The 18,894-nt window shown below is 68.2% G+C and carries 20 protein-coding genes; 11 read left to right on the forward strand and 9 right to left on the reverse strand.

The window, feature by feature from the left end:
- The first annotated feature begins 55 nt into the window (after positions 1–55).
- Positions 56–1,138 carry a recombinase RecA gene (gene recA / locus IEX71_RS02020; protein WP_188835281.1) on the forward strand — a complete coding sequence of 361 codons (1,083 nt, stop codon included), beginning with the start codon at positions 56–58 and terminating at the stop codon, positions 1,136–1,138.
- Between the two features lie 74 nt (positions 1,139–1,212).
- A complete protein-coding gene (locus tag IEX71_RS02025; RefSeq protein ID WP_188835282.1) occupies positions 1,213–1,950 on the forward strand; it encodes a regulatory protein RecX in 738 nt (245 codons plus the stop codon).
- 6 nt (positions 1,951–1,956) lie between these two features.
- On the opposite strand, the gene IEX71_RS02030 is transcribed toward IEX71_RS02025, so the two are convergent.
- Genes IEX71_RS02030 through IEX71_RS02040 form a run of 3 tightly spaced genes read right to left on the reverse strand, consistent with a single transcriptional unit; the run spans position 1,957 to position 4,309 of the window.
- Positions 1,957–3,051 carry a cation diffusion facilitator family transporter gene (locus tag IEX71_RS02030; RefSeq protein WP_188835283.1) on the reverse strand — a complete coding sequence of 365 codons (1,095 nt, stop codon included), beginning with the start codon at positions 3,049–3,051 and terminating at the stop codon, positions 1,957–1,959.
- On the reverse strand, positions 3,048–3,404 hold the full coding sequence (locus IEX71_RS02035) for an ArsR/SmtB family transcription factor (RefSeq protein ID WP_188835284.1): 357 nt from the start codon (positions 3,402–3,404) through the stop codon (positions 3,048–3,050). Before IEX71_RS02035 ends, IEX71_RS02030 begins: the two co-directional genes overlap by 4 nt.
- A gap of 17 nt (positions 3,405–3,421) precedes the next feature.
- Positions 3,422–4,309 carry a LysR family transcriptional regulator gene (locus tag IEX71_RS02040; RefSeq protein WP_188835285.1) on the reverse strand — a complete coding sequence of 296 codons (888 nt, stop codon included), beginning with the start codon at positions 4,307–4,309 and terminating at the stop codon, positions 3,422–3,424.
- A 73-nt stretch (positions 4,310–4,382) separates the two neighbouring features.
- Between IEX71_RS02040 and IEX71_RS02045 the strand changes: the two genes are divergently transcribed.
- The 5 genes from IEX71_RS02045 to IEX71_RS02065 all read left to right on the forward strand — a co-directional run bounded on the left by IEX71_RS02045 (position 4,383) and on the right by IEX71_RS02065 (position 8,491).
- The gene (locus tag IEX71_RS02045) at positions 4,383–5,162 is read left to right on the forward strand and encodes a class I SAM-dependent methyltransferase (protein WP_188835286.1); all 780 of its coding nucleotides are present in this window, start codon (positions 4,383–4,385) and stop codon (positions 5,160–5,162) included.
- A 10-nt stretch (positions 5,163–5,172) separates the two neighbouring features.
- Positions 5,173–5,754, forward strand: coding sequence for a helix-turn-helix domain-containing protein (locus IEX71_RS02050; RefSeq protein WP_229749383.1), 582 nt, complete (start codon positions 5,173–5,175; stop codon positions 5,752–5,754).
- A 13-nt stretch (positions 5,755–5,767) separates the two neighbouring features.
- On the forward strand, positions 5,768–6,373 hold the full coding sequence (locus tag IEX71_RS02055; protein ID WP_188835287.1) for a LysE family translocator: 606 nt from the start codon (positions 5,768–5,770) through the stop codon (positions 6,371–6,373).
- Positions 6,374–6,406: 33 nt separating this feature from the next.
- A complete protein-coding gene (locus IEX71_RS02060; RefSeq protein WP_188835288.1) occupies positions 6,407–7,774 on the forward strand; it encodes an FAD-binding oxidoreductase in 1,368 nt (455 codons plus the stop codon).
- Between the two features lie 162 nt (positions 7,775–7,936).
- On the forward strand, positions 7,937–8,491 hold the full coding sequence (locus IEX71_RS02065) for a hypothetical protein (protein WP_188835289.1): 555 nt from the start codon (positions 7,937–7,939) through the stop codon (positions 8,489–8,491).
- 4 nt (positions 8,492–8,495) lie between these two features.
- Here IEX71_RS02065 and IEX71_RS02070 read toward each other — a convergent pair whose 3' ends face one another.
- Positions 8,496–9,491, reverse strand: coding sequence for a glycerophosphodiester phosphodiesterase family protein (locus IEX71_RS02070; protein ID WP_188835290.1), 996 nt, complete (start codon positions 9,489–9,491; stop codon positions 8,496–8,498).
- Between the two features lie 102 nt (positions 9,492–9,593).
- Here IEX71_RS02070 and miaB point away from each other — a divergent pair, with 102 nt between their 5' ends.
- The gene (gene miaB / locus IEX71_RS02075; protein ID WP_188835291.1) at positions 9,594–11,123 is read left to right on the forward strand and encodes a tRNA (N6-isopentenyl adenosine(37)-C2)-methylthiotransferase MiaB; all 1,530 of its coding nucleotides are present in this window, start codon (positions 9,594–9,596) and stop codon (positions 11,121–11,123) included.
- A 52-nt stretch (positions 11,124–11,175) separates the two neighbouring features.
- On the opposite strand, the gene IEX71_RS02080 is transcribed toward miaB, so the two are convergent.
- From IEX71_RS02080 to IEX71_RS02090, 3 genes are all read right to left on the reverse strand, one after another.
- Entirely contained in the window at positions 11,176–12,459 is a 1,284-nt protein-coding gene (locus tag IEX71_RS02080) for an MFS transporter (protein ID WP_188835292.1), read from the reverse strand.
- Positions 12,431–13,021 (reverse strand): ArsR/SmtB family transcription factor, encoded by a 591-nt coding sequence (locus tag IEX71_RS02085; protein WP_188835293.1) that lies wholly within the window; start codon positions 13,019–13,021, stop codon positions 12,431–12,433. Before IEX71_RS02085 ends, IEX71_RS02080 begins: the two co-directional genes overlap by 29 nt.
- Before the next feature lie 75 nt (positions 13,022–13,096).
- Complete coding sequence (locus IEX71_RS02090; protein WP_188835294.1) at positions 13,097–13,966, reverse strand: LysR family transcriptional regulator; 870 nt, start codon at positions 13,964–13,966, stop codon at positions 13,097–13,099.
- An 84-nt stretch (positions 13,967–14,050) separates the two neighbouring features.
- Here IEX71_RS02090 and IEX71_RS02095 point away from each other — a divergent pair, with 84 nt between their 5' ends.
- From IEX71_RS02095 to trpS, 3 genes are all read left to right on the forward strand, one after another.
- Positions 14,051–14,965 (forward strand): MFS transporter, encoded by a 915-nt coding sequence (locus tag IEX71_RS02095; RefSeq protein WP_229749384.1) that lies wholly within the window; start codon positions 14,051–14,053, stop codon positions 14,963–14,965.
- On the forward strand, positions 14,938–15,267 hold the full coding sequence (locus tag IEX71_RS22370) for a hypothetical protein (protein WP_229749476.1): 330 nt from the start codon (positions 14,938–14,940) through the stop codon (positions 15,265–15,267). Before IEX71_RS02095 ends, IEX71_RS22370 begins: the two co-directional genes overlap by 28 nt.
- A 149-nt stretch (positions 15,268–15,416) precedes the next feature.
- The gene (gene trpS, locus IEX71_RS02100; protein WP_188835295.1) at positions 15,417–16,526 is read left to right on the forward strand and encodes a tryptophan--tRNA ligase; all 1,110 of its coding nucleotides are present in this window, start codon (positions 15,417–15,419) and stop codon (positions 16,524–16,526) included.
- Between the two features lie 80 nt (positions 16,527–16,606).
- Here the strand turns inward: trpS and IEX71_RS02105 are convergent, their stop codons facing one another.
- Positions 16,607–17,776: an RtcB family protein gene (locus IEX71_RS02105; protein WP_188835296.1), complete on the reverse strand. Its 1,170-nt coding sequence runs from the start codon at positions 17,774–17,776 to the stop codon at positions 16,607–16,609.
- Between the two features lie 73 nt (positions 17,777–17,849).
- Complete coding sequence (locus tag IEX71_RS02110; RefSeq protein WP_188835297.1) at positions 17,850–18,662, reverse strand: class I SAM-dependent methyltransferase; 813 nt, start codon at positions 18,660–18,662, stop codon at positions 17,850–17,852.
- Between the last annotated feature and the right edge of the window lie 232 nt (positions 18,663–18,894).

The following is an 18,894-nucleotide window of genomic DNA, read 5'->3' on the forward strand; positions in this document are numbered from 1 at the left end:
GGACGGTCGCCGGTGGACGCGACCCACCTACGAACTCTTTGAAGGAGTGCCGCACATGGCAGCAAAAACGGCGAACGCCGGTGACAACAAACTCAAGTCGCTGGACACCGTCCTTTCCCAGATCGAGAAGGCCCACGGCAAGGGCGCAGTCATGCGTCTGGGCGATGACATCCGGCCGCCGATCGACGTGATCCCCACCGGCGCCATCGCGCTCGATGTCGCACTCGGCATCGGCGGACTGCCGCGCGGTCGCGTGGTCGAGATCTACGGTCCGGAGTCCTCCGGTAAGACCACGGTCGCCCTGCACGCCGTCGCCAGCGCGCAGCGCAACGGCGGCATCGCGGCCTTCATCGACGCCGAGCACGCGCTCGACCCCGAATACGCCAAGAAGCTCGGCGTCGACACCGACGCGTTGCTGGTCAGCCAGCCCGACACCGGTGAGCAGGCACTCGAGATCGCCGACATGCTGATCCGGTCCGGTTCGCTCGACATCATCGTGGTCGACTCCGTCGCCGCACTCGTGCCGCGCGCCGAGATCGAGGGCGAGATGGGCGACAGCCACGTCGGTCTGCAGGCGCGACTGATGTCTCAGGCGCTGCGCAAGATCACCGGTGCACTCAACAACACCGGCACCACCGCGATCTTCATCAACCAGCTGCGCGAGAAGATCGGCGTCATGTTCGGCTCACCGGAGACGACGACCGGTGGCAAGGCGCTGAAGTTCTACGCCTCGGTCCGGCTGGACGTGCGCCGCATCGAGACGCTGAAGGACGGCACCGACGCGGTCGGCAACCGCACCCGCGTCAAGGTGGTCAAGAACAAGGTGTCCCCGCCGTTCAAGCAGGCGGAGTTCGACATCCTCTACGGCCACGGCATCTCGCGCGAGGGTGGCCTGATCGACATGGGTGTCGAGCAGGGCTTCGTGCGCAAGGCCGGCGCTTGGTACACCTACGAGGGCGACCAACTCGGCCAGGGCAAGGAGAACGCGCGCGGTTTCCTGCGGGACAACCCCGACCTGGCCGACGAGCTGGAGAAGAAGATCAAGGAGAAGCTGGGCGTCGGGCCACGGGTCGACAAGCCTGCCGAGGAGACTGACGCGCCGGCGGTTGCGCCGGTTGCTGCCGCAGTCGACTTCTGATCCTCGTCTCGGCCACCGATCGGGCGTTTCGGTGGCCGAGACGACCTTTCCGTATGGCGAGAGGCTCCGCAGCCATGAATCCCTTTGACAGTGCACCGGATTCGCCGCCGGACTTCGTCGACCCGGCGGAAGTCATCGTCGGTCCGTGGGCCGGCTCCGGCGACCGAGACGGGCCACCCAGCAGTGCCGATGCGAGCGACGGTGCCGTCCCCTCACGCACCGGGCCGGCCAAGCGCCGCTCCCGCGCAGCGACGAGCGACCGCGGGCGCCGCACCGCACGACAGGCGCGCAATGACCGCGAGCCGCCGTTCGACAAGGCGGGTGACGACGCAGACCCCTACGACGTGGCGCGCACCATCGCGCTGCGTCAGCTCACCTCGGCGCCGCGCAGCCGCAAACAACTGGCCGACAAGCTGCGCGAGCGCGGCTGCGACGACGACATCGCCGCGACCGTGCTCGACCGGTTGGAGGAGGTCGGACTGGTCGACGACGCCGCCTATGCTGCGACCCTGATCCAGTCCCAGCAGACACGTCGAGGCCTGGGTCGACAGGGGATCAGTCAGGAGCTGCGCCGCAAGGGGGTCGCCTCCGAGGTCATCGACGAGCAGCTCGAGAGCATCGACGACGATGACGAGCGGGAGCGTGCCCAGGCGCTGGTCGACAAGAAGCTGCGCTCGATGCACGGGTTGGATGCGACGGTCCAAGCTCGGCGATTGGCGGGAATGCTTGCGCGCAAAGGTTATTCGTCATCGATCGCCTGGTCGGTGATCCGCGAGGCGATCGCCGACGCACCGGAGCACCAACCCGACTGAGGTCGCTCAGGCCGCGGTATGGTGCGCTCCCTTCGGGCTGACATGGATCACCGCAAGGGTGAGCCGTGGGACCTGCGTGCTCAGCCGTCGTTCGACATCGTGCGCGATGTCATGCGCCTCCGACACGGTCAGGTCAGGGTCGACGACGACGTCTGCGTCCGCTTGCAGCGCATGACCGATCCAGCGCAGCCGCAGCTCGCGCACGTCACGTACACCGTCGGTTCCGATGATCGCCGTCTGTGCGCGCTCGACGAGGCTGCTGTCGACGGCATCCATCAACCGGGCACCGACCTGCTTGACTGCCGACCGCAGCACTCCGAGGATCGCGATGGCGATCAGCAGCCCGACGACCGGGTCGGCCCACTTCCAGCCGACGGCAGCGCCGACTGCCCCGAGCACGACGGCGAACGACGTGAATCCGTCGGTCCGAGCGTGCAATCCGTCCGCAACGAGTGCGGCCGAGCCGATCTGTCGACCGACCCTGATCCGATAACGCGCAACGACTTCATTCCCTACGAATCCGATGACTCCGGCAGCGGCGACCGCCCACAGGTAGGAGATCTCGCGCGGGTGCAGCAGGCGATCGATCGCCTCCCATCCGGCCAGCACGCTGGAGAGGGTGATCATGGCGACCACGAAGAGGCCGGCCAGGTCCTCCGCACGGCCATAGCCATACGTGAAGCGGGAGTTCGCCGGCCGCCGCGCCAGCCCGAACGCCACCAGCAGCGGTACGGCGGTCGCCGCGTCCGCCACGTTGTGCATCGTGTCGCCGAGCAGGGCCACCGAGCCGGTGAACAGCACGACGATGCCCTGCAGCAGTGCGGTGGCCGCGAGGACCGCGAGGCTGATCCAGAGTGCTCGGCGGCCACGGGCATCGGCCTCGAGCGCGTCGTCGACCTGGTCGGCCGCGTCGTGCGAGTGCGCGCCGAAGATGTCCGAGGCCGCGTGCCGGATCCGACCGAGCAGCCCGGCGTCGTGGAGGTGCCCATGCTCATGCTCATCGTCGTGGTCGTGGTGATGCGCGTCCTGGTGGCCGTGCCCCTGGCGGCCATGCCCATGGTTTTCGTGGTCGTGCTGCGACTGGCGCTGCCCCGTCGTCATGACGCGCTTCCCTCGGCCCGATGATGGGCGGGCACGTCGTCCAGCAGATGCTCGACGTGGCCGATCGTGTCGATGACGAGTTGGCGCACGTGGCCGTTCTCGACCCGGTAAAGCACCGAGGTGCCCACCTTGCGCGTCGTCACCAGTCGCGCCATCCGCATCTTGGCCAGATGTTGCGAGACCGCCGGCACCGGCTTGCCCAGCTGGGTTGCCAGCTCAGAGACCGACTGCTCCTCATCGAGCAGGAGCCCGGCCAGCTGCAGGCGGGTCGGATCGGCCAGCATCCGCAAAACCTCGACCGCAAGAGTGACGACGTCATCGCCCCACGCCGGCGGTTGCGTACTTGCATGCATGCGCAAATAGTAGATGATCAGTCCGAGGATGATCGCCGCGCAGGGGGACGCAGGCCGAGCTCCTTGCGCAGGGCGCCGGTGATCCCGAGCAGTCGCGGGTCGGGCCGCCGTCCGGTGATCATCGTCAGCTGCACCGACATACGGAAGGGCAGTCGGTCGATCGCCTCATCCGGATGCAGATCCATCGCGACAGCGCTGCGCGGCAACACCGCGAGATGGCCACGACGGCGAGCCATCGAGATCGCGGTGGCAAGGGTGACGCCGCGACGGGCATCCGCGCCGAGGCGCTGCAGTCGGTCCAGCAGTTCGTCCAGCCGCAGGTCGAACGTCGAGACGATCACCGGTCGGTCGCGCAGCGGCATACGGCCGCTGGACATCGGCTGCACCCCGGCCGCACGGAAGAGCGCCAACGGGTCGAGGCCGATCGGGTGCGCCACCACGCCACTGGGCAAGGTGACCTGGTCCGCGATCGCGACGAAGGCGGCATCCATCGTGCCCTCGGCGACCCACTGGACCAGCGTCGGACCGTGGTCCTGGCGTTGCTCGATCGCAACCTCGGGGAGTAGGGCGTCCAGCGCGGGAAAGAGCAACGAGGTCAGGCTGGCGAAGCTGCCGACGACGAGCGGACGGTCGGACGCGGCGGCGCGAGCCGCGCCGAACGCGCCCTCGAGATGGCCGAGGATGTGGTCGGCCTGGCGGGCCAGTTCGGCGCCGGCCGTCGTCGGTCTGGCGCCGGTGGTGTCCCGCTCGAACAGTTCGATGCCGATCCGCCGTTCGAGCCTGGCGAGTCGGGCACTGGCCGACGGCTGGGTGATCCGCATGCCGCGTGCCGCGCCGCCGACGGAACCCGCCCGCAGCACCTCCCGCACAAGCCGTAGGTCATCTACTTCAGGCACGGATGGCATAGGCCAAGCCTATGACCGATCGGCGCCGATCCGCATCTACCGCTGACCCCTGGTCGGGCCGGAGGATCGATGCATGACAACACAGATCGACAAGGAATCGGCACTCGGCTGGCTGCGCCGGTGGGACGACCAGCAGGCCACCTACTTCGTGGACCGGGAAGAACGTTTCGAGGTGATTGTCGACGTCGTCGAGGCGGCAGTCGGACGCCCGGACCCCCTGGTCGTCGACCTCGGTGTCGGCCCGGGGTCATTGGCCCATCGGCTGCTGCAGCGGCTTCCCGCTGCGACGGTGGTCGGGGTCGACATGGACCCATTGCTGCTGGGACTCGCCGAATCGGCATACGGCAGCGACGGTTTCAGCGTGGTGCAAAAGAACCTCACCGAACGAGGCTGGTGCGGGCGGCTGGGGCTGGACCGCGCGCCGGATGCGTTCGTCAGCACGACGGCCCTCCATTGGCTCGGCGCCGACGACTTCGCGGCTGTCGCAGACGAGGCAATCCGGCACCTCGCGCCGGGCGGGGTCTTCGTCGACGGAGATCACTTCTACGAGCCGGAGCACACGCCCCGGCTCGACGCCGTGCGACGAGACGTGGCAGCCGGCGCCGCGTGCCGTGCCGGACGCGTCGATGCCGAGGACTGGGGGGCATGGTGGGATGCAGTGGCCGAGGCGCCGGAATTGCGGGCGCTCGTGCAGCGCCGGGCGGCGGAACAGTTGCAGACCAGTGAGGATCGTCGCCGGCAACGGGTGGCGTCGCTGTCCGATGTGCGACGTGCGCTGCAGGACGCGGGATGCGCCGAAGTCGGCACGGCCTGGCAGAACGGCGACGACTTCGTCGTGGTCGGGCTGCTGTAGACATATTGAAATGAACTGGACGTTCGATATAGTGGACGGTATGCCGCCGTCCTCGCTCGCAGCGTCCGTGGGAACGCAGCTACGCCTGCGTCGCGACCAACGCGGTATGTCCGCCGCTGAGCTCGCCCGGCGCGCCGGCCTGTCCAAGGCCACGCTGTCCGGCCTGGAGTCGGGGCGAGCGAATCCGACGATCGACACCCTCGACGCGGTCGCCGTCGCGTTGGGCGTGCCGCTGGCCGATCTGCTCGCGGAGACCGACGACGCAGGCGCGCACATCGTGCGCGCGACAGACGCTGACACCTCGGGACCGCATCGTGAGTTGTTGCGCAGGGTGAGCGGGGGTCACCAGGTGGAGATCTGGCGACTCCGGCTCCCCGCGCACACCGAGTTCGACGGGGTCCCACACGCGACCGGCACGCTCGAGCATCTCGTGGTCGCGTCGGGGAGTCTGTCCGCAGGGCCGACGAGCGATCTCGTCGAACTCGGCCCCGGCGACCTGCTGGCGTTCCCCGGCGACACCGCGCACTCCTACCGAACCACCTCCGAGCCGGCGGACCTCACCGTCCTCATTGCCTCGCCGGTCAGCCTCTGAACGGATGATCCGTATGTTCCTCGTCTTCCCACTTCTGCTCGCGTGGCTCGTTGCCGTCATCAGTCCAGGACCGGATTTCCTTGCGGTGCTTCGCACTTCGGCTGCACAAGGTCGGTCGGCGGGAATGCGGGTCGGCTTCGGGGTCGTGTCCGGCATCGCCTGCTGGGCGACGCTCGCGATGTGCGGGCTGAGCGCGCTGCTGGCGCGTTACGAGCACCTCTACCTCGTCGTGCGCAGCGTGGGTGCGGTGCTGCTGATCGGGTATGGCGTCCACATCCTGTGGTCGGCGCGCAAGGCCGGCCACGGCGCCATACAGGAGCGGCGGCCGAGCACCGGAAACTATTGGCGACTGGGCCTTTTCACTAATGTGGCCAATCCGAAGGCGCTTGTCTTCTTCGGTGCTCTCTTCGCCACGTTGATGCCTCGGCACGAGGGTGTCGGCGTCCGTGTCGCGGTGCTGAGCGTGATGCTGGCGATGGCCGTCGGGTGGTTCGCCGTCGTCAGTTGGTGCGCCGGATCGCAGCCGGTCGTCGCGGCATACCGGCGACTGCAACGGACCATCGACCGGATCGCCGGTGGGCTCTTCACCGCGATCGGCATCACGCTCGTCCCGCGCTGATCCGGGTGCGAGACCCGCACTAGCGTGAGTGCCATGTCCGCCATCGACGATCTCATCGACCGACTCGACCGCTCCCGGGTGCTGACCGATCCCGACGTCATCGGGTCCTACGTCCACGACGAAGCGGAGTGGGCGCCATACAGCGTGCCGCTCGCTGTGGTGCGTGCGACGAGCACCGACGACGTGCAGCAGACCGTGCGCTGGGCGCTGGAGCACCACGTGCCACTGGTGCCGCGCGGTGCGGGCACCGGCCTGTCCGGCGGCGCCAACTCGACCGAGGGTTGCGTCGTGGTCGGCCTGGAGAAGATGAACGCCGTGCTCGAGGTCAACCCCCTTGAACGCATCGCCGTCGTGCAGCCCGGCGTCGTCAACGATGACCTGCGTAAAACCGTTGCGGAGCAAGGACTTTGGTACCCGCCGGACCCGGCCAGTTCGCCGTGGTCGACCATCGGCGGCAACGTCGCCACCAACGCCGGCGGCGTCTGCTGTGTGAAGTATGGCGTGACGCGAGACTACGTGATCGGTCTCCAGGTGGTGACCGGCACTGGCGAGGTCGTGCGGCTGGGGCGGCGTACGGCGAAGGGGGTCGCGGGTCTTGATCTCGCCGCACTGTTCGTCGGGTCCGAGGGCACGCTCGGCATCGTCACCGAGGTGACCGTGAAACTGCGACCGTTGCCCGATCCGGGACGGACGGTGCTCGGATACTTCGACAACATCGTCGATGCCGGTGTCGCGGTGCGCGATGTGGCAGCCCGGGGACTCACACCGTCCGCGTTGGAAATCGTCGACCGGATCTGCCTGGAGGCCGTCGACGAGATGACCGGCATGGGCCTGGCGTCCGAGGCGAACGTCGTGCTGATCGGCAAGGTCGACGAGCCGGGCGAAGCGGGCGTGGTAGCGGCACGGGAGATGGTCGCCGCCTTCGAGACCGGGGGAGCGACCTTCGTCGCCGAGACCTCGGACGCCGAGGAGTCCGACGCGATGATGGCCGCGCGGCGGCTGGCCTACCCGGCGATGGAACGCAAGGGCCCGCTGCTCACCGAGGACATCGTGGTGGCCAAGGAACACGTGCCGGAGATGCTGCGCCGGATCGAGCAGATCTCGACGGAGGTGGGGATCACCATCGCGAGCGTCGCGCATGCCGGAGACGGCAATCTGCACCCGCTGATGGTCGCCGGTCGCGACGACGACGAGGAGCGGGAGCGTGCGCAGACCGCCTTCGACCGCATCATCGACGAGTGCCTGAAGCTCGGTGGCACCGTGACCGGTGAACACGGAGTCGGCCTGTTGAAGATGCCCGGCATGGCCCGTGAGCTCGGCCCGGAGATCATGGCGATGCAGCGCGCGGTCAAGGCGGCGCTGGATCCGCAGGGCATCTTCAACCCCGGCAAGGTCTTCTGAGTCAACGCTGTCCCGATCGAGAGTCTGCCTGTGGACAACGGCTTTTCGGCACTACGGTCGATTAGCTTCGCTGGCATGAACGCATCGTCAGAAGGTCCGATCCCACCACGGACGCAACAGCCGCCACCGCCGGGCCGACCGCAGCTTCAGCAGGTGGACGGGATGCAGTGGCGAGGGCAGGGCGCCATACCTCCTCAGCAGTGGCCGCCCGCTCCGCAATGGCGACCGGGCATGCCGCAGTGGCGTCCGGGTGTGCCGATGGTGCCGCCACCGGTGAGTGCACCGGGGCAGGGCTGGTGGACGGCCTCCGCGGTGCTGGCATTCATCGGTGCGGGCAGCGCCGTGGCCACACTCGGCGGGATCATGGTGCTGGTCGGCTTCCTCGGTCTCTTCGTGGCCGCACAGGGCGGTGAGGAGGGGCTGCACCAGATCTCGGCCGACTTCCTCCAGACCACTTCGTGGTTGTTCTACCTCTTCCTGGCCCTGCAGATCGCGTCGACGGTGGTGGGCCTGTGGGCCGGGCAAAACTGCCTGCGCGGCAAGGCATCCGGAGCCTTGATGGCCATGCTGCTCGGCGTTGTCGCAGTGGGCGAGGCGATCTGGCTCGGTCTGACGTTCGCGACCCCCAGCAGGATGGTGATGGGCATCGCGGCCGGGCTGGCACTGATCGTGTGTCCGGCGATCGCGCTGCGATTCCCGCAGCTGCGCCGGCGGTGAGCCGTCAGTCCGCGCAGGGATCGACCCCCGGCTGCCCCGGCCGCTCGATCCCGCGGGAATCCAGGATCGACTCCAACAACGTCGGTTTGGCCGGCATCAGACCGTCGACGCAGGCATTGATCATCGCGTTGTAGGTGGCTGCGTCGTCAGGGGCCGTGCCGCTGAACCACACGTGCACGGCATACCCGTCGGCATGTGCCCGCGCGACGAACGACTTCGTCACCACCGGGATCCCGGAATAGGTCACCGGGACCTGGAGCGCCACGGTGCCGGCCATCGGCCGCACGCCGAAGAGGAAGTACTGCAGCAACTCGTTCTGGCCGGGCGCGAGCGGGATCTGCGAAGCGAGCGAGTGGAAGTAGGCCAGCGCCTCGTCATTGAACGACGTGACGATGACGTCCGTGCGACCCGTCTTGTCGAGCAGGGCGGCGAGCAGCGCGGCCGTGCGCTTGTATGACGCGACGTCCGAGTCGGAGGTGCCCTTGATCTCGATGTTGATCGGGGTGTTCGGGAAACGCTGCAGCACGTTCTTCAGCGTCGGGATCTCAAAGTCCTTGTTCTGGTAACCCGGCACCTTCGGGTGGCCGTGGCGGGCACCGCGCAGCGGGTAGGCGCTCGCGGGCTGCCCGTGCTCGGCGCTGTGACCCGGCACGAACCAGTACGCCGCATCGAGCTGCTTGATCTGCCCGAGCGTCTTGTCGACCACGTAGCCGTGGCCGTTGGTGGTCTGGTCGACGGTCGCGTTGTGGATGACGACGACGTGCCCGTCCTTGGTCGACTGCACATCGAGCTCGATGTCGTCGGCGCCCAGCCGCACCGCTCGCTTGAACGCATACATGGTGTTCATCGGCGCCTCGTCCTCACCTCCGGAGTGCGCCATGTTCATCACCCGGCGTTGCAGCCAGGGGTTCTCGGGCGCTGTCGCGGCCCGGGCGGGGACGGTCAAGGTCAGGGACACCAACATCGCCACCAGTGCGGCGAGCAGAACACGCAGCCTCATCCGTCCGAACCTAGCCCTGGCGGACGATCGCCGCAGGTGTATCGCGTGCCGGGCGGCGGCGATTCCGGGCGTGTCGGGCCGACGCCGTACCCTTGGACGGTCATGACTGGTGATCTGAAGACCTATGAAGTGCGCACCCACGGGTGCCAGATGAACGTCCACGACTCCGAACGCATCGCCGGATTGCTGGAAACCGCGGGGTATGTCGACCGCTCCGGCCTAGCCTTCGGAGACCGGCCGGAGCAGCCGGACGTGGTGGTCTTCAACACCTGCGCGGTCCGCGAGAACGCCGCCGGCAAGCTCTACGGACAGCTCGGGCAGTTGCGTCCCGCGAAGGACGCCAACCCCGGCATGCAGATCGCCGTCGGCGGCTGTCTCGCGCAGAAGGACCAGGGCGACATCGTCAAGCGGGCACCCTGGGTCGACGTCGTCTTCGGCACGCACAACGTCGGCTCGCTGCCGGTGCTGCTGGAGCGGGCGCGGCACAACGCCGAGGCACAGGTCGAGATCCGCGAGTCGCTCGAGACCTTCCCGTCCACGCTGCCGACGCGGCGCGACTCGGCATACAGCGGCTGGGTTTCCATCTCGGTCGGCTGCAACAACACCTGCACGTTCTGCATCGTGCCGTCGCTGCGCGGCAAGGAAAAGGACCGTCGCCCCGGCGATGTGCTCGCCGAGATCCGGGCGCTGGTCGAGCAGGGCGTCGTCGAGATCACCCTGCTGGGCCAGAACGTCAACACCTACGGCGTGGAGTTCGGGGACAAGCTCGCGTTCGGCAAGCTGCTGCGGGCCTGCGGCGAGATCGACGGCCTGGAGCGGGTCCGCTTCACCTCGCCGCACCCGGCGGCGTTCACCGACGACGTGATCGACGCGATGGCCGAGACACCCAACGTGATGCCGTCGTTGCACATGCCGTTGCAGTCCGGCTCCGACCGGGTGCTGAAGGCGATGCGTCGATCCTACCGGTCCACCAGGTTCCTCGGCATCCTGGACCGTGTGCGCGAGCGGATGCCCGACGCGGCCATCACCACCGACATCATCGTCGGCTTCCCGGGCGAGACCGAGGAGGACTTCGCCGAGACGCTGCGCGTCGTGCGCGAGTCCCGCTTCTCATCGGCCTTCACCTTCCAGTACTCCATCCGCCCCGGGACGCCCGCTGCGGACCTGCCCGACCAGCTCCCGAAAGCCGTTGTGCAGGAACGCTTCGACCGGCTCATCGAGCTGCAGGAGGAAGTCTCCTGGGCGGAGAACCGCCGGCTCGAGGGCGAGACCGTCGAGGTGCTGGTGTCGCCGGGCGAAGGTCGCAAGGACGCCGCGACCCATCGCATGTCCGGTCGTGCCCGCGACAACCGGCTGGTGCACTTCGCCGTCCCCGACGGTGTCGACCGGCCGCGTCCGGGTGACCTGGTCACCGTCAGCGTCACGTATGCCGCGCCCCACCACCTGGTCGCCGACTCCGGAGCAGAGGGCGGCACCTGGGAGGTGCGCCGCACTCGCGGCGGCAACGCCTGGGAAGCGTTGCAGGATCAGGCCACCGACGGTGCGACCCGCAAGCCGGCCGTCGCACTCGGTATGCCGGCCATCGGCGCTCCCGCGACCACGCCCGTCGCGGATGGTTGCGGCTGCAACTGACTTCCGACGCCGATCGCCCAACCTGGGAGCCCGCCCGAGGAGCAGATCGAGATCAACGCTGCCAGGACTCGCCCTCGGCAACGGTTTCGATCGATCGGACACGCGACATCGGTGAGCGCACCATGAGCGCGACCGAAAGGATCCCGAACGCTCCGGCCACGACGAAGGCGGCACGGGTGCCGATGGTCGTCGCGATGAAGCCGCCGAAGAGCGCCCCGATCGGTCGTGAGCCGTAGTTGATCATCGAGTAGGCGCCCGCGACCCGCCCGCGCAATGCATCGTCGGTGACGGTGGCGCGCACCGAGTTGTTGTTGATGTCGAACTGCAACACCGCCCACGCTGCCACGAACGCGCCACCAGCGAGAACCACGAAACCCGTTGTCGGACCGCGCAATACGGCGAGCGCGGCATACGGGACAACGCTCAGTCCGCCGCCGATCACCATGGCCGGTCCGGTGCCGATCAGCGCGGCGAACCGGCCGGCCGTCAATGCGCCGGTCAACCCGCCGACCGCACCGACGCTGAGTGCGAGTCCGATCCTGCCCGGGCTCATCTGCAGGTCGCGTGTGGCGAAGAGGATCAGGACCGCTCGGGCGGTGAAGTCGCCGAGATTCATCGCGGTCGATGCAATCAGGCTGGCGCGTAGGTAGCGATGGCCGAACAGGTAGCGGACACCTTCGCCGAGGCGTCGGCGATAGGACGCGTCGCCCGTGGACGGCGCGGCGGCCGGGACCCGCGTGCGCACCTGGCTGATCGCAATCGCCGATACGAAGAAGGTTGCGGCGTCGACCGCCACTGCATCCGCCGGGCTGAGCGCCTGGATCAGGACGCCGCCCGCGGCCGGACCGAGGAGTGCGGCCATCGACAGGGTGCTCGACAGTAACGAATGCGCCTCGACATACTGGGTTCTCGGCACCAGGCGGACGAAGAAGCTCTGTCCGGAGCACCCGCCGAGCACGCTGCCGGAGCCGAGCACGATCGCGCACCCGTAGAGCACCGCGAGGTTCAATCCGCCCAACGCGTAGGCCGTCGGAACGGCGGCGGCGCCGAGGCAACGGCCCAGGTCCGCAGCGATGAGCAGGTGCTGTTGCCGACCGTGCTGATCGACCCACGTGCCGACGAACAGCGAGAAGAATTGTGGGAACCACAGCAGGGCGGTCAGCAGGCTGACCTCCGCAGCCGAGGCGTCGAACGCGACGACCGCGACAAGGGGCAGCGCAAGGGCCGAGACCTGATCGCCGAGCGCGGAAACGGCGTAGCCGGTCCAATACGTGCGAAACCCGCGGTCGCGCCAGATGCGTGCGGTGTCAGTCTGATCCGTGCCTGTGATCGTCATCGTCGACCGCCTCCGGCATGGTGTATCGAAGGATCCGCACCGGTCGCGCGTCAGCAGGACGGTCGGACGAGGGGCGCCTGGCCAGCGGCGCCAACAACGCCTCGATCGCGTCGTCGAGCGCGGCGATCTCCTTCGGCGTCGCGTGGATCCGGGTGTTGTATCGGCCCGACACTGCGAGCCACTCCGGAGCGAGCGAGGAGCGCGTCGTGCGCCATCGCTCGACGAGCCCACCCTCGGAGGCCTCGATGGCGTCGCTGAGTGCGAGACCCGGCTCCGGGTCGTCGGGGTCGACCTGGAAGCGGAAACCTGAGCCGACAGCGCGCCACCAGCGGGACCGACCCCCGCCGTGGTCGGCCGGATCGTCCTCGACCAGTCCGTGCTCGGCGAGGTGGCGCAGGTGCCAACTGGTGACTGACGGGCTCGCCCCGACATCGGGGGCCAGCTGACTGGCCGTAGAGGATCCGACGGCGCGCAGCTTCGCGAGGATCGCGAGGCGTACCGGATGGGCCAGTGCCCGCGCACCGTGAGCGTCGAGTTCGACATCGTTCAAGCGATTGGTCATCCGGCCTCCAATGAGAGTGATGTATCGATAGAACTCTCTCAAAGATGTTTCGTCAACCGTCCAGTCACGGATTCTTCACGGCGACGTCGCCAGCGCCCGCACCTGCCGGGCCGGCTCGGACAGCGCAGCCCCACGCGCCCAGATGAGGCCGACCTCCCGGGCGGCGTCGATGCCGGTGACCGGCAACGCGGTGACACCGGTCGGCAGCTGCCGGTTGGGGGACTCGGGCAGCAGGGCGATGCCGATGCCCGCTGCGACCAGGCCGGCGACGGTGTCGAGTTCCTGACACTCCACGGTGATACGTGGCTCGAAGCCCACCGCAGCGCACGCCTCATCGAGCAGCTGCCGCATACCGAAACCAGTTGCCATGGCCACGAATTCGCGGTCGCGTACCTCGGCGAACCCGACGGAGCGGCGCCGCGCCAGCGGATCGGTCGACGGCACGGTGAGGTGGACCTCCTGGCGTAGCAGCAGGCGCCAGCTCACCGGCGCATCCCGCGGTCGGGGCGAGACGATGCCGAGGTCGATGTCGTCGGCCACCACGGCCGAGGTGATCGTCTCGGCGGCGTCCTGCACCAATTCGAACCGAACACCCGGGTCCGCCTCGCGGGTGCGTTGGATCAGGTCCGGCACGAGCCAGGTCCCGAACGAATGCAGGAACCCCAGCCGCACCACGCGCGGTCCGTGCGACTGCAATTCGCGGACTGCCTGCTCGGCTGCGGTCAGTTCCGCGTCGGCCCGGCGGAGGTGCTCGGCATACACGCGGCCGGCGTCGTTGATCCGCAGCCGTTTCCCGTTGCGGTCGAAAAGGGTCGTGCCGAGCTGTCTCTCGAGGCGACCCAGTCGCCGGGACAGCGTCGGCTGCGGGATGCGCAGGCGCGCCGCGGCAGCCGTGACGTTCTCCTCCTCGGCGAGGACGACGAACCATCGCACGGCATCACGCATGCGAGCACTTTATAGCGCAGACGCATAACAATACGAGAAGAGATTCATTTACGTATGACGTCGCGGCACGCCAACATGGATCCGGTGACAACAGTTCAGCAGACCCCCGCAGCCGCCGGATACCGCCGTGGCGATGCCGGCTACCGGCGGATCACTGCTGCGCTCTTCGCCGCGGGTATGACGACGTTCGTTGCGATGTACTGCGCACAGGCTGTGCTGCCTTCACTGGCAACGGAATTCAACGTCAGCCCTGCGGTGTCCGCGCTGAGCGTGTCGGCCACCACCGGTCTGCTCGCGCTCGCGATCATCCCGGCGAGCGCGCTGTCCGAACGTTTCGGCAGGACCCGCGTGATGACCGTCTCCGCGGTGGCCTCGGCCGTCATCGGGCTGGTACTCCCGTGGTCGCCGTCGATGCAAGTGCTGGTCGTGCTGCGAGCGCTCCAAGGGGTCGCGCTCGCGGGTGTCCCCGCCACGGCGATGGCCTATCTGGCGGAGGAGGTGCACCGCAAGCATCTCGGCGCCGCGATGGGCCGCTACATCGCCGGCACGACGATCGGCGGTCTGGCCGGGCGGCTGGTCGCCTCCTTCTCGCTCGACGCCACCACCTGGCGATGGGCCCTGGAGATCGCTGCCCTCGTTGCCCTCGGATTCACCGTCGTCTTCGTCCGACTCGCGCCGGCTTCCCGCTACTTCGAGTCACAACCTGTCGGACTGCGCACGACCTCTCGCGCGCTCGGCGAACACCTGCGCACACCGGCACTGCTCGGACTCTTCGCGACGGCGTTCTTGCTGATGGGCGGTTTCGTGTCGGTCTACAATATGCTCGGATTCCGTTTGCTGGCAGCGCCGTTCAACCTGTCCGAGGCGGTCGCGGGATCGGTGTTCCTCATGTATCTGTCGGGTACCGTGTCGTCCGCGCCGGTCGGCTGGCCGATCGCTTCGGCCGCTCGCAGACGCTGCTCACCGCGGAGATCGTCTCGGCTGCGGGTCTGGCGCTGACGCTGCCGAACAACCTGCCACTTCTACTGGTCGGCGTCTTGCTGTTCACCGCAGGCTTCTTCGCCGCACACGCCACCGCCAGCGGCTGGGTGGGTCTACTCGCCCGACAGCACCGCGCCGAAGCGAGCGCGCTCTATCTCTTCGCCTACTACGCCGGCAGCTCGGCACTCGGCGCCTGCTCCGGCCTCGCCTACGCGGCGGGCGGCTGGAACGCCTCCGTGGCGTATGTCTGTGTGCTTCTGGCGCTCGGATTCGCGGTCGCGGTGCTGGTCGCGCGTCGTGCCCGCCGGACAGCGCGCTAGGCTTGTTTCATGCACATCGTCAGCACCGCATGGTGGTCGCCTTCCCCGGCGGCCCGCTGACGAAACCCGTTTTCCACCAGAGCCGCCCGGTCGGGCGGCTCTTTTCGTATGGCGCTCCCGGCCGGGCATCAACCGACAAGGAGCGCACCATGACCACTCTCGATGACACTCCGCTCGACACCGAGCTGCACACCGACGCCTCGTATGCCGCGAGCCACGCCCGCAGCGCGACCCTGCACGAGCTGATCGACGACCCACGGGCGCGTGGTCGCGAGAACCTCCGCGTGCTGACCGGGGATCGGCCGACCGGTCCGCTGCACATCGGGCACCTCTTTGCCACGTTGCAGTCGCGAGTCGCCATACAGGACAAGGGGATCGAGACGATCGTCCTGGTCGCGGACTATCAGGTGATCACCGACCGGGACAGTGTCGGCGACGTGCGGGCGGCGACACTGGGGCAGCTGGCCGACTACCTCGCCTCGGGCATCGACCCGGCCCGGTCCACGATCTTCGCGCACTCGGCGGTGCCCGAGATCGGGCAGCTCACCCTGGCGTTCCTGTCCCTGGTGACCGACGCGGAGCTGCGACGAAACCCGACGGTGAAGGACGAGCTCGCCGCCACCGACGGCCGTCCGCTCTCCGGGCTGCTGCTGACCTACCCGGTGCATCAGGCCGCTGACATCCTCGGCGTGCACGGGACCGTCGTGCCGGTGGGCCGCGATCAGCTGCCGCACGTCGAGCAGACCCGGGCGATCGCGCGACGCTTCAACAGTCGCTACGCCGCCGGGGAGGAGTACTTCCGCGCACCGGACGCGTTGCTGACCGATCTGCCGGTCGTCCCGGGCCTCGACGGCCGGAAGATGTCGACGAGTCGGGGCAACGGCATCTCCCTGGGTATGACGGCCGACGAGACCGCTACGCGGATCCGCAAGGCCCGCACGGATTCCGAGCGCCGGATCACCTTCGCACCGGAGGGCCGGCCGGAGGTGTCCAGCATGCTGCGGATCGTCGGGCTGTTCACCGGCGAGGCGCCCGAGCGGGTGGCCGACCGCATCGGCGACGGGGGAGCGGCAGCCCTGAAACGGGAACTCACCACCGTGGTCAACGACGGTCTCGCGGAACACCGGTCCCGCCGCGCCGAGTTGGCCGCCGACCCGGCATACCTGGAAAGCGTGCTGCGACAAGGCAATGCGCGTGCCCGCGAGCTCGTGGTGCGGACTCTGGATGACGTCCACGACCGGATCGGGCTGCGCTACTGACGCCGCGCCGAGAGTGCAGCAGCTGTCGTTTGCCGGCGCTGGTAACGACCACTACTGCACTCTCGGCGTGGTTCCGGACGTCAGTCGCCCTTGACGTTGACGATCTGCCGCAGGGTGTGCCGGACCTCGACCAGGTCGGCAGCATCCCGCATGACGACGTCGATGTCCTTGTACGCCTGCGGGATCTCGTCCAGGAATGCATCGGTGTCCCGGTACTCGATGCCGGCCATCGCCTCCCGCAGCTGGTCGCCGGTGAACTTCTTCCGAGCGGCCGACCGCGAGTAGGCCCGACCTGCCCCGTGCGGAGAAGAGTTGAGCGCGACCGGGTTGCCCCGGCCGACGACGACGTATGACGCCGTGCCCATCGATCCCGGGATCAGGCCCGGCCGCCCCGCCTCGGCGTTGATGGCGCCCTTCCGGGACAGCCACACATCCTTGCCGAAGTGCCGCTCCTGCTCGGTGTAGTTGTGGTGGCAGTTGATCCGCTCCTGCTCCACCACCGGCTCACCGACCCAGTGCGACACGTCGTGCACGACCCGGTCCATCATCTCCTCCCGGTTGAGCAGCGCGAAGTGCTGCGCCCACCGGAGCTCGGCCAGGTAGGTGCCGAACTCCGGCGTGCCCTCGACCAGGTAGGCGAGGTCCTTGTGCGGCAACGGAATCCACCACTTCTCGCACTGCTCCCGCGCGACCTTGATGTGCCGCTGCGCGATCCGGTTGCCGACACCCCGCGACCCGGAGTGCAGGAAGAGCCACACCCGGTCCTGCTCGTCGAGGCTGATCTCGATGAAGTGGTTTCCGGAGCCGAGCGACCCCAGCTGCACATCCCACTTCTTCGCGTATGACGCCGGGTCGAATCCGGCGTCCCGCGCCATCGCGGACAGCGCGTCGAGCCGAGTCTGCGTGTGCTCCCGCGTGATCCGGTGGTTGTATCCACCGGCCGACAGGGGGATGGACCGCTCGATGCTGTGCCGTATGACGGACCGGTCCTCCGGCAGCTCGCCGACGGAGAACTGGGTCCGGACGGCGATCATGCCGCAGCCGATGTCGACGCCGACGGCGGCCGGGATGATGGCCCGCAGGGTCGGAATGACCGACCCGACGGTGGCACCGAGCCCCAGGTGGGCGTCCGGCATCAGCGCAAGGTGCGGGTGGATGAACGGCATCGTCGCGGTGAGCTCTGCCTGCTCCCGGGTGTTGCCCTCGAGCAGCGAGGCCCAGTTGAAGAGCCGGTCGTTGATCTTCTGCATGATGAATTCCTTTGCAAATAATACAAATACGGCGCCGGTCAAGGACCGACGCCGTATGGGAGAGCGGGGTCGGTCAGGTCTTGACCGCTTGCAGGGTGTAGCTGGCGGCGAGGCGCTCGGGTCGTTCGGTGAGGCGCCATTCGCCGTGCTCGTCGACCGACATCAGGCCGGGCAACGCGCACCACGGCACGCTGTCGTGCTCGACGAGCCCGGTCAGCTGCAGCCCGTGGCGCAGCAGCGCGGTGACGATCTCGCCGAGCCCGTGATTCCAGTCGATCCCGGCGTTCGCGGTGAACACGTGGTCGGTGGCGACATACGTGCCGCCGTCGGTCCAGGTATTGCCCTCGGGTTGCTCGAAGTAGGAGTAATTCGGCTCCAAGCCGTCCTCCTCGAAGGTCCACAGCATCGGGTGACCCTCCCGGATGAAGAGACGGCCACCGGGCCGCAGCAGCGACGCGACGACCTGTGCCCAGCGGTCGGCCGACGGCAACCAGCACAATGCGCCGATACCCGTGTAGACCAAGTCGAAGGTGCGGTCGCCCAGAGCTTCCGGGGCGGAGTAGACGTCCGACTCGACGTAGTCGATCGGTGCCCCTGCACTTGACGCGATCCTCCGTGCCTCTGCCAACGACGCAGGGGAGAAGTCGAGGCCGGTCGCCCGCGCCCCGAGACGGTGCAGCGACAACGTGTCGGTGCCGATGTGACACTGCAGGTGCAAGGTTTCGAGACCGCGGATGTCGCCCAGGCGCTCCTCGTCGAAGGCCACCACACCGCTCAATCGCCTTGTGCCATCGATCAGTTCGGACACGGCGTAGTCCGGGCTCACGGCGTGTGCAGCGGCCCGGTCGTCCCAGTTAGCGCGGTTGAGCGCGAGGTAATTGGTCACGACCCAAGGGTGCGGGAGATCGGACCGGTAGGCAACCGAATTGGCTGAGCGTCAGGCGGACTGAGCCGTCTTCACCAGCCGCTCGTAGGCGACGACGCACGCGGCGCAGACGCAACACTCCGTGGCGTGCATCGACCCGGAATTGCGGACGGTGCCGGGAGCGAGCAGCGGCTCAAGCTGCCAGCCGGGGAACGAAAGGGTCTGCAGGAGACCAGGTTCCGGTGCTGGATCG

It is taken from the genome of Flexivirga endophytica, assembly GCF_014640635.1.
In the GTDB taxonomy this organism is placed as follows: domain Bacteria; phylum Actinomycetota; class Actinomycetes; order Actinomycetales; family Dermatophilaceae; genus Flexivirga; species Flexivirga endophytica.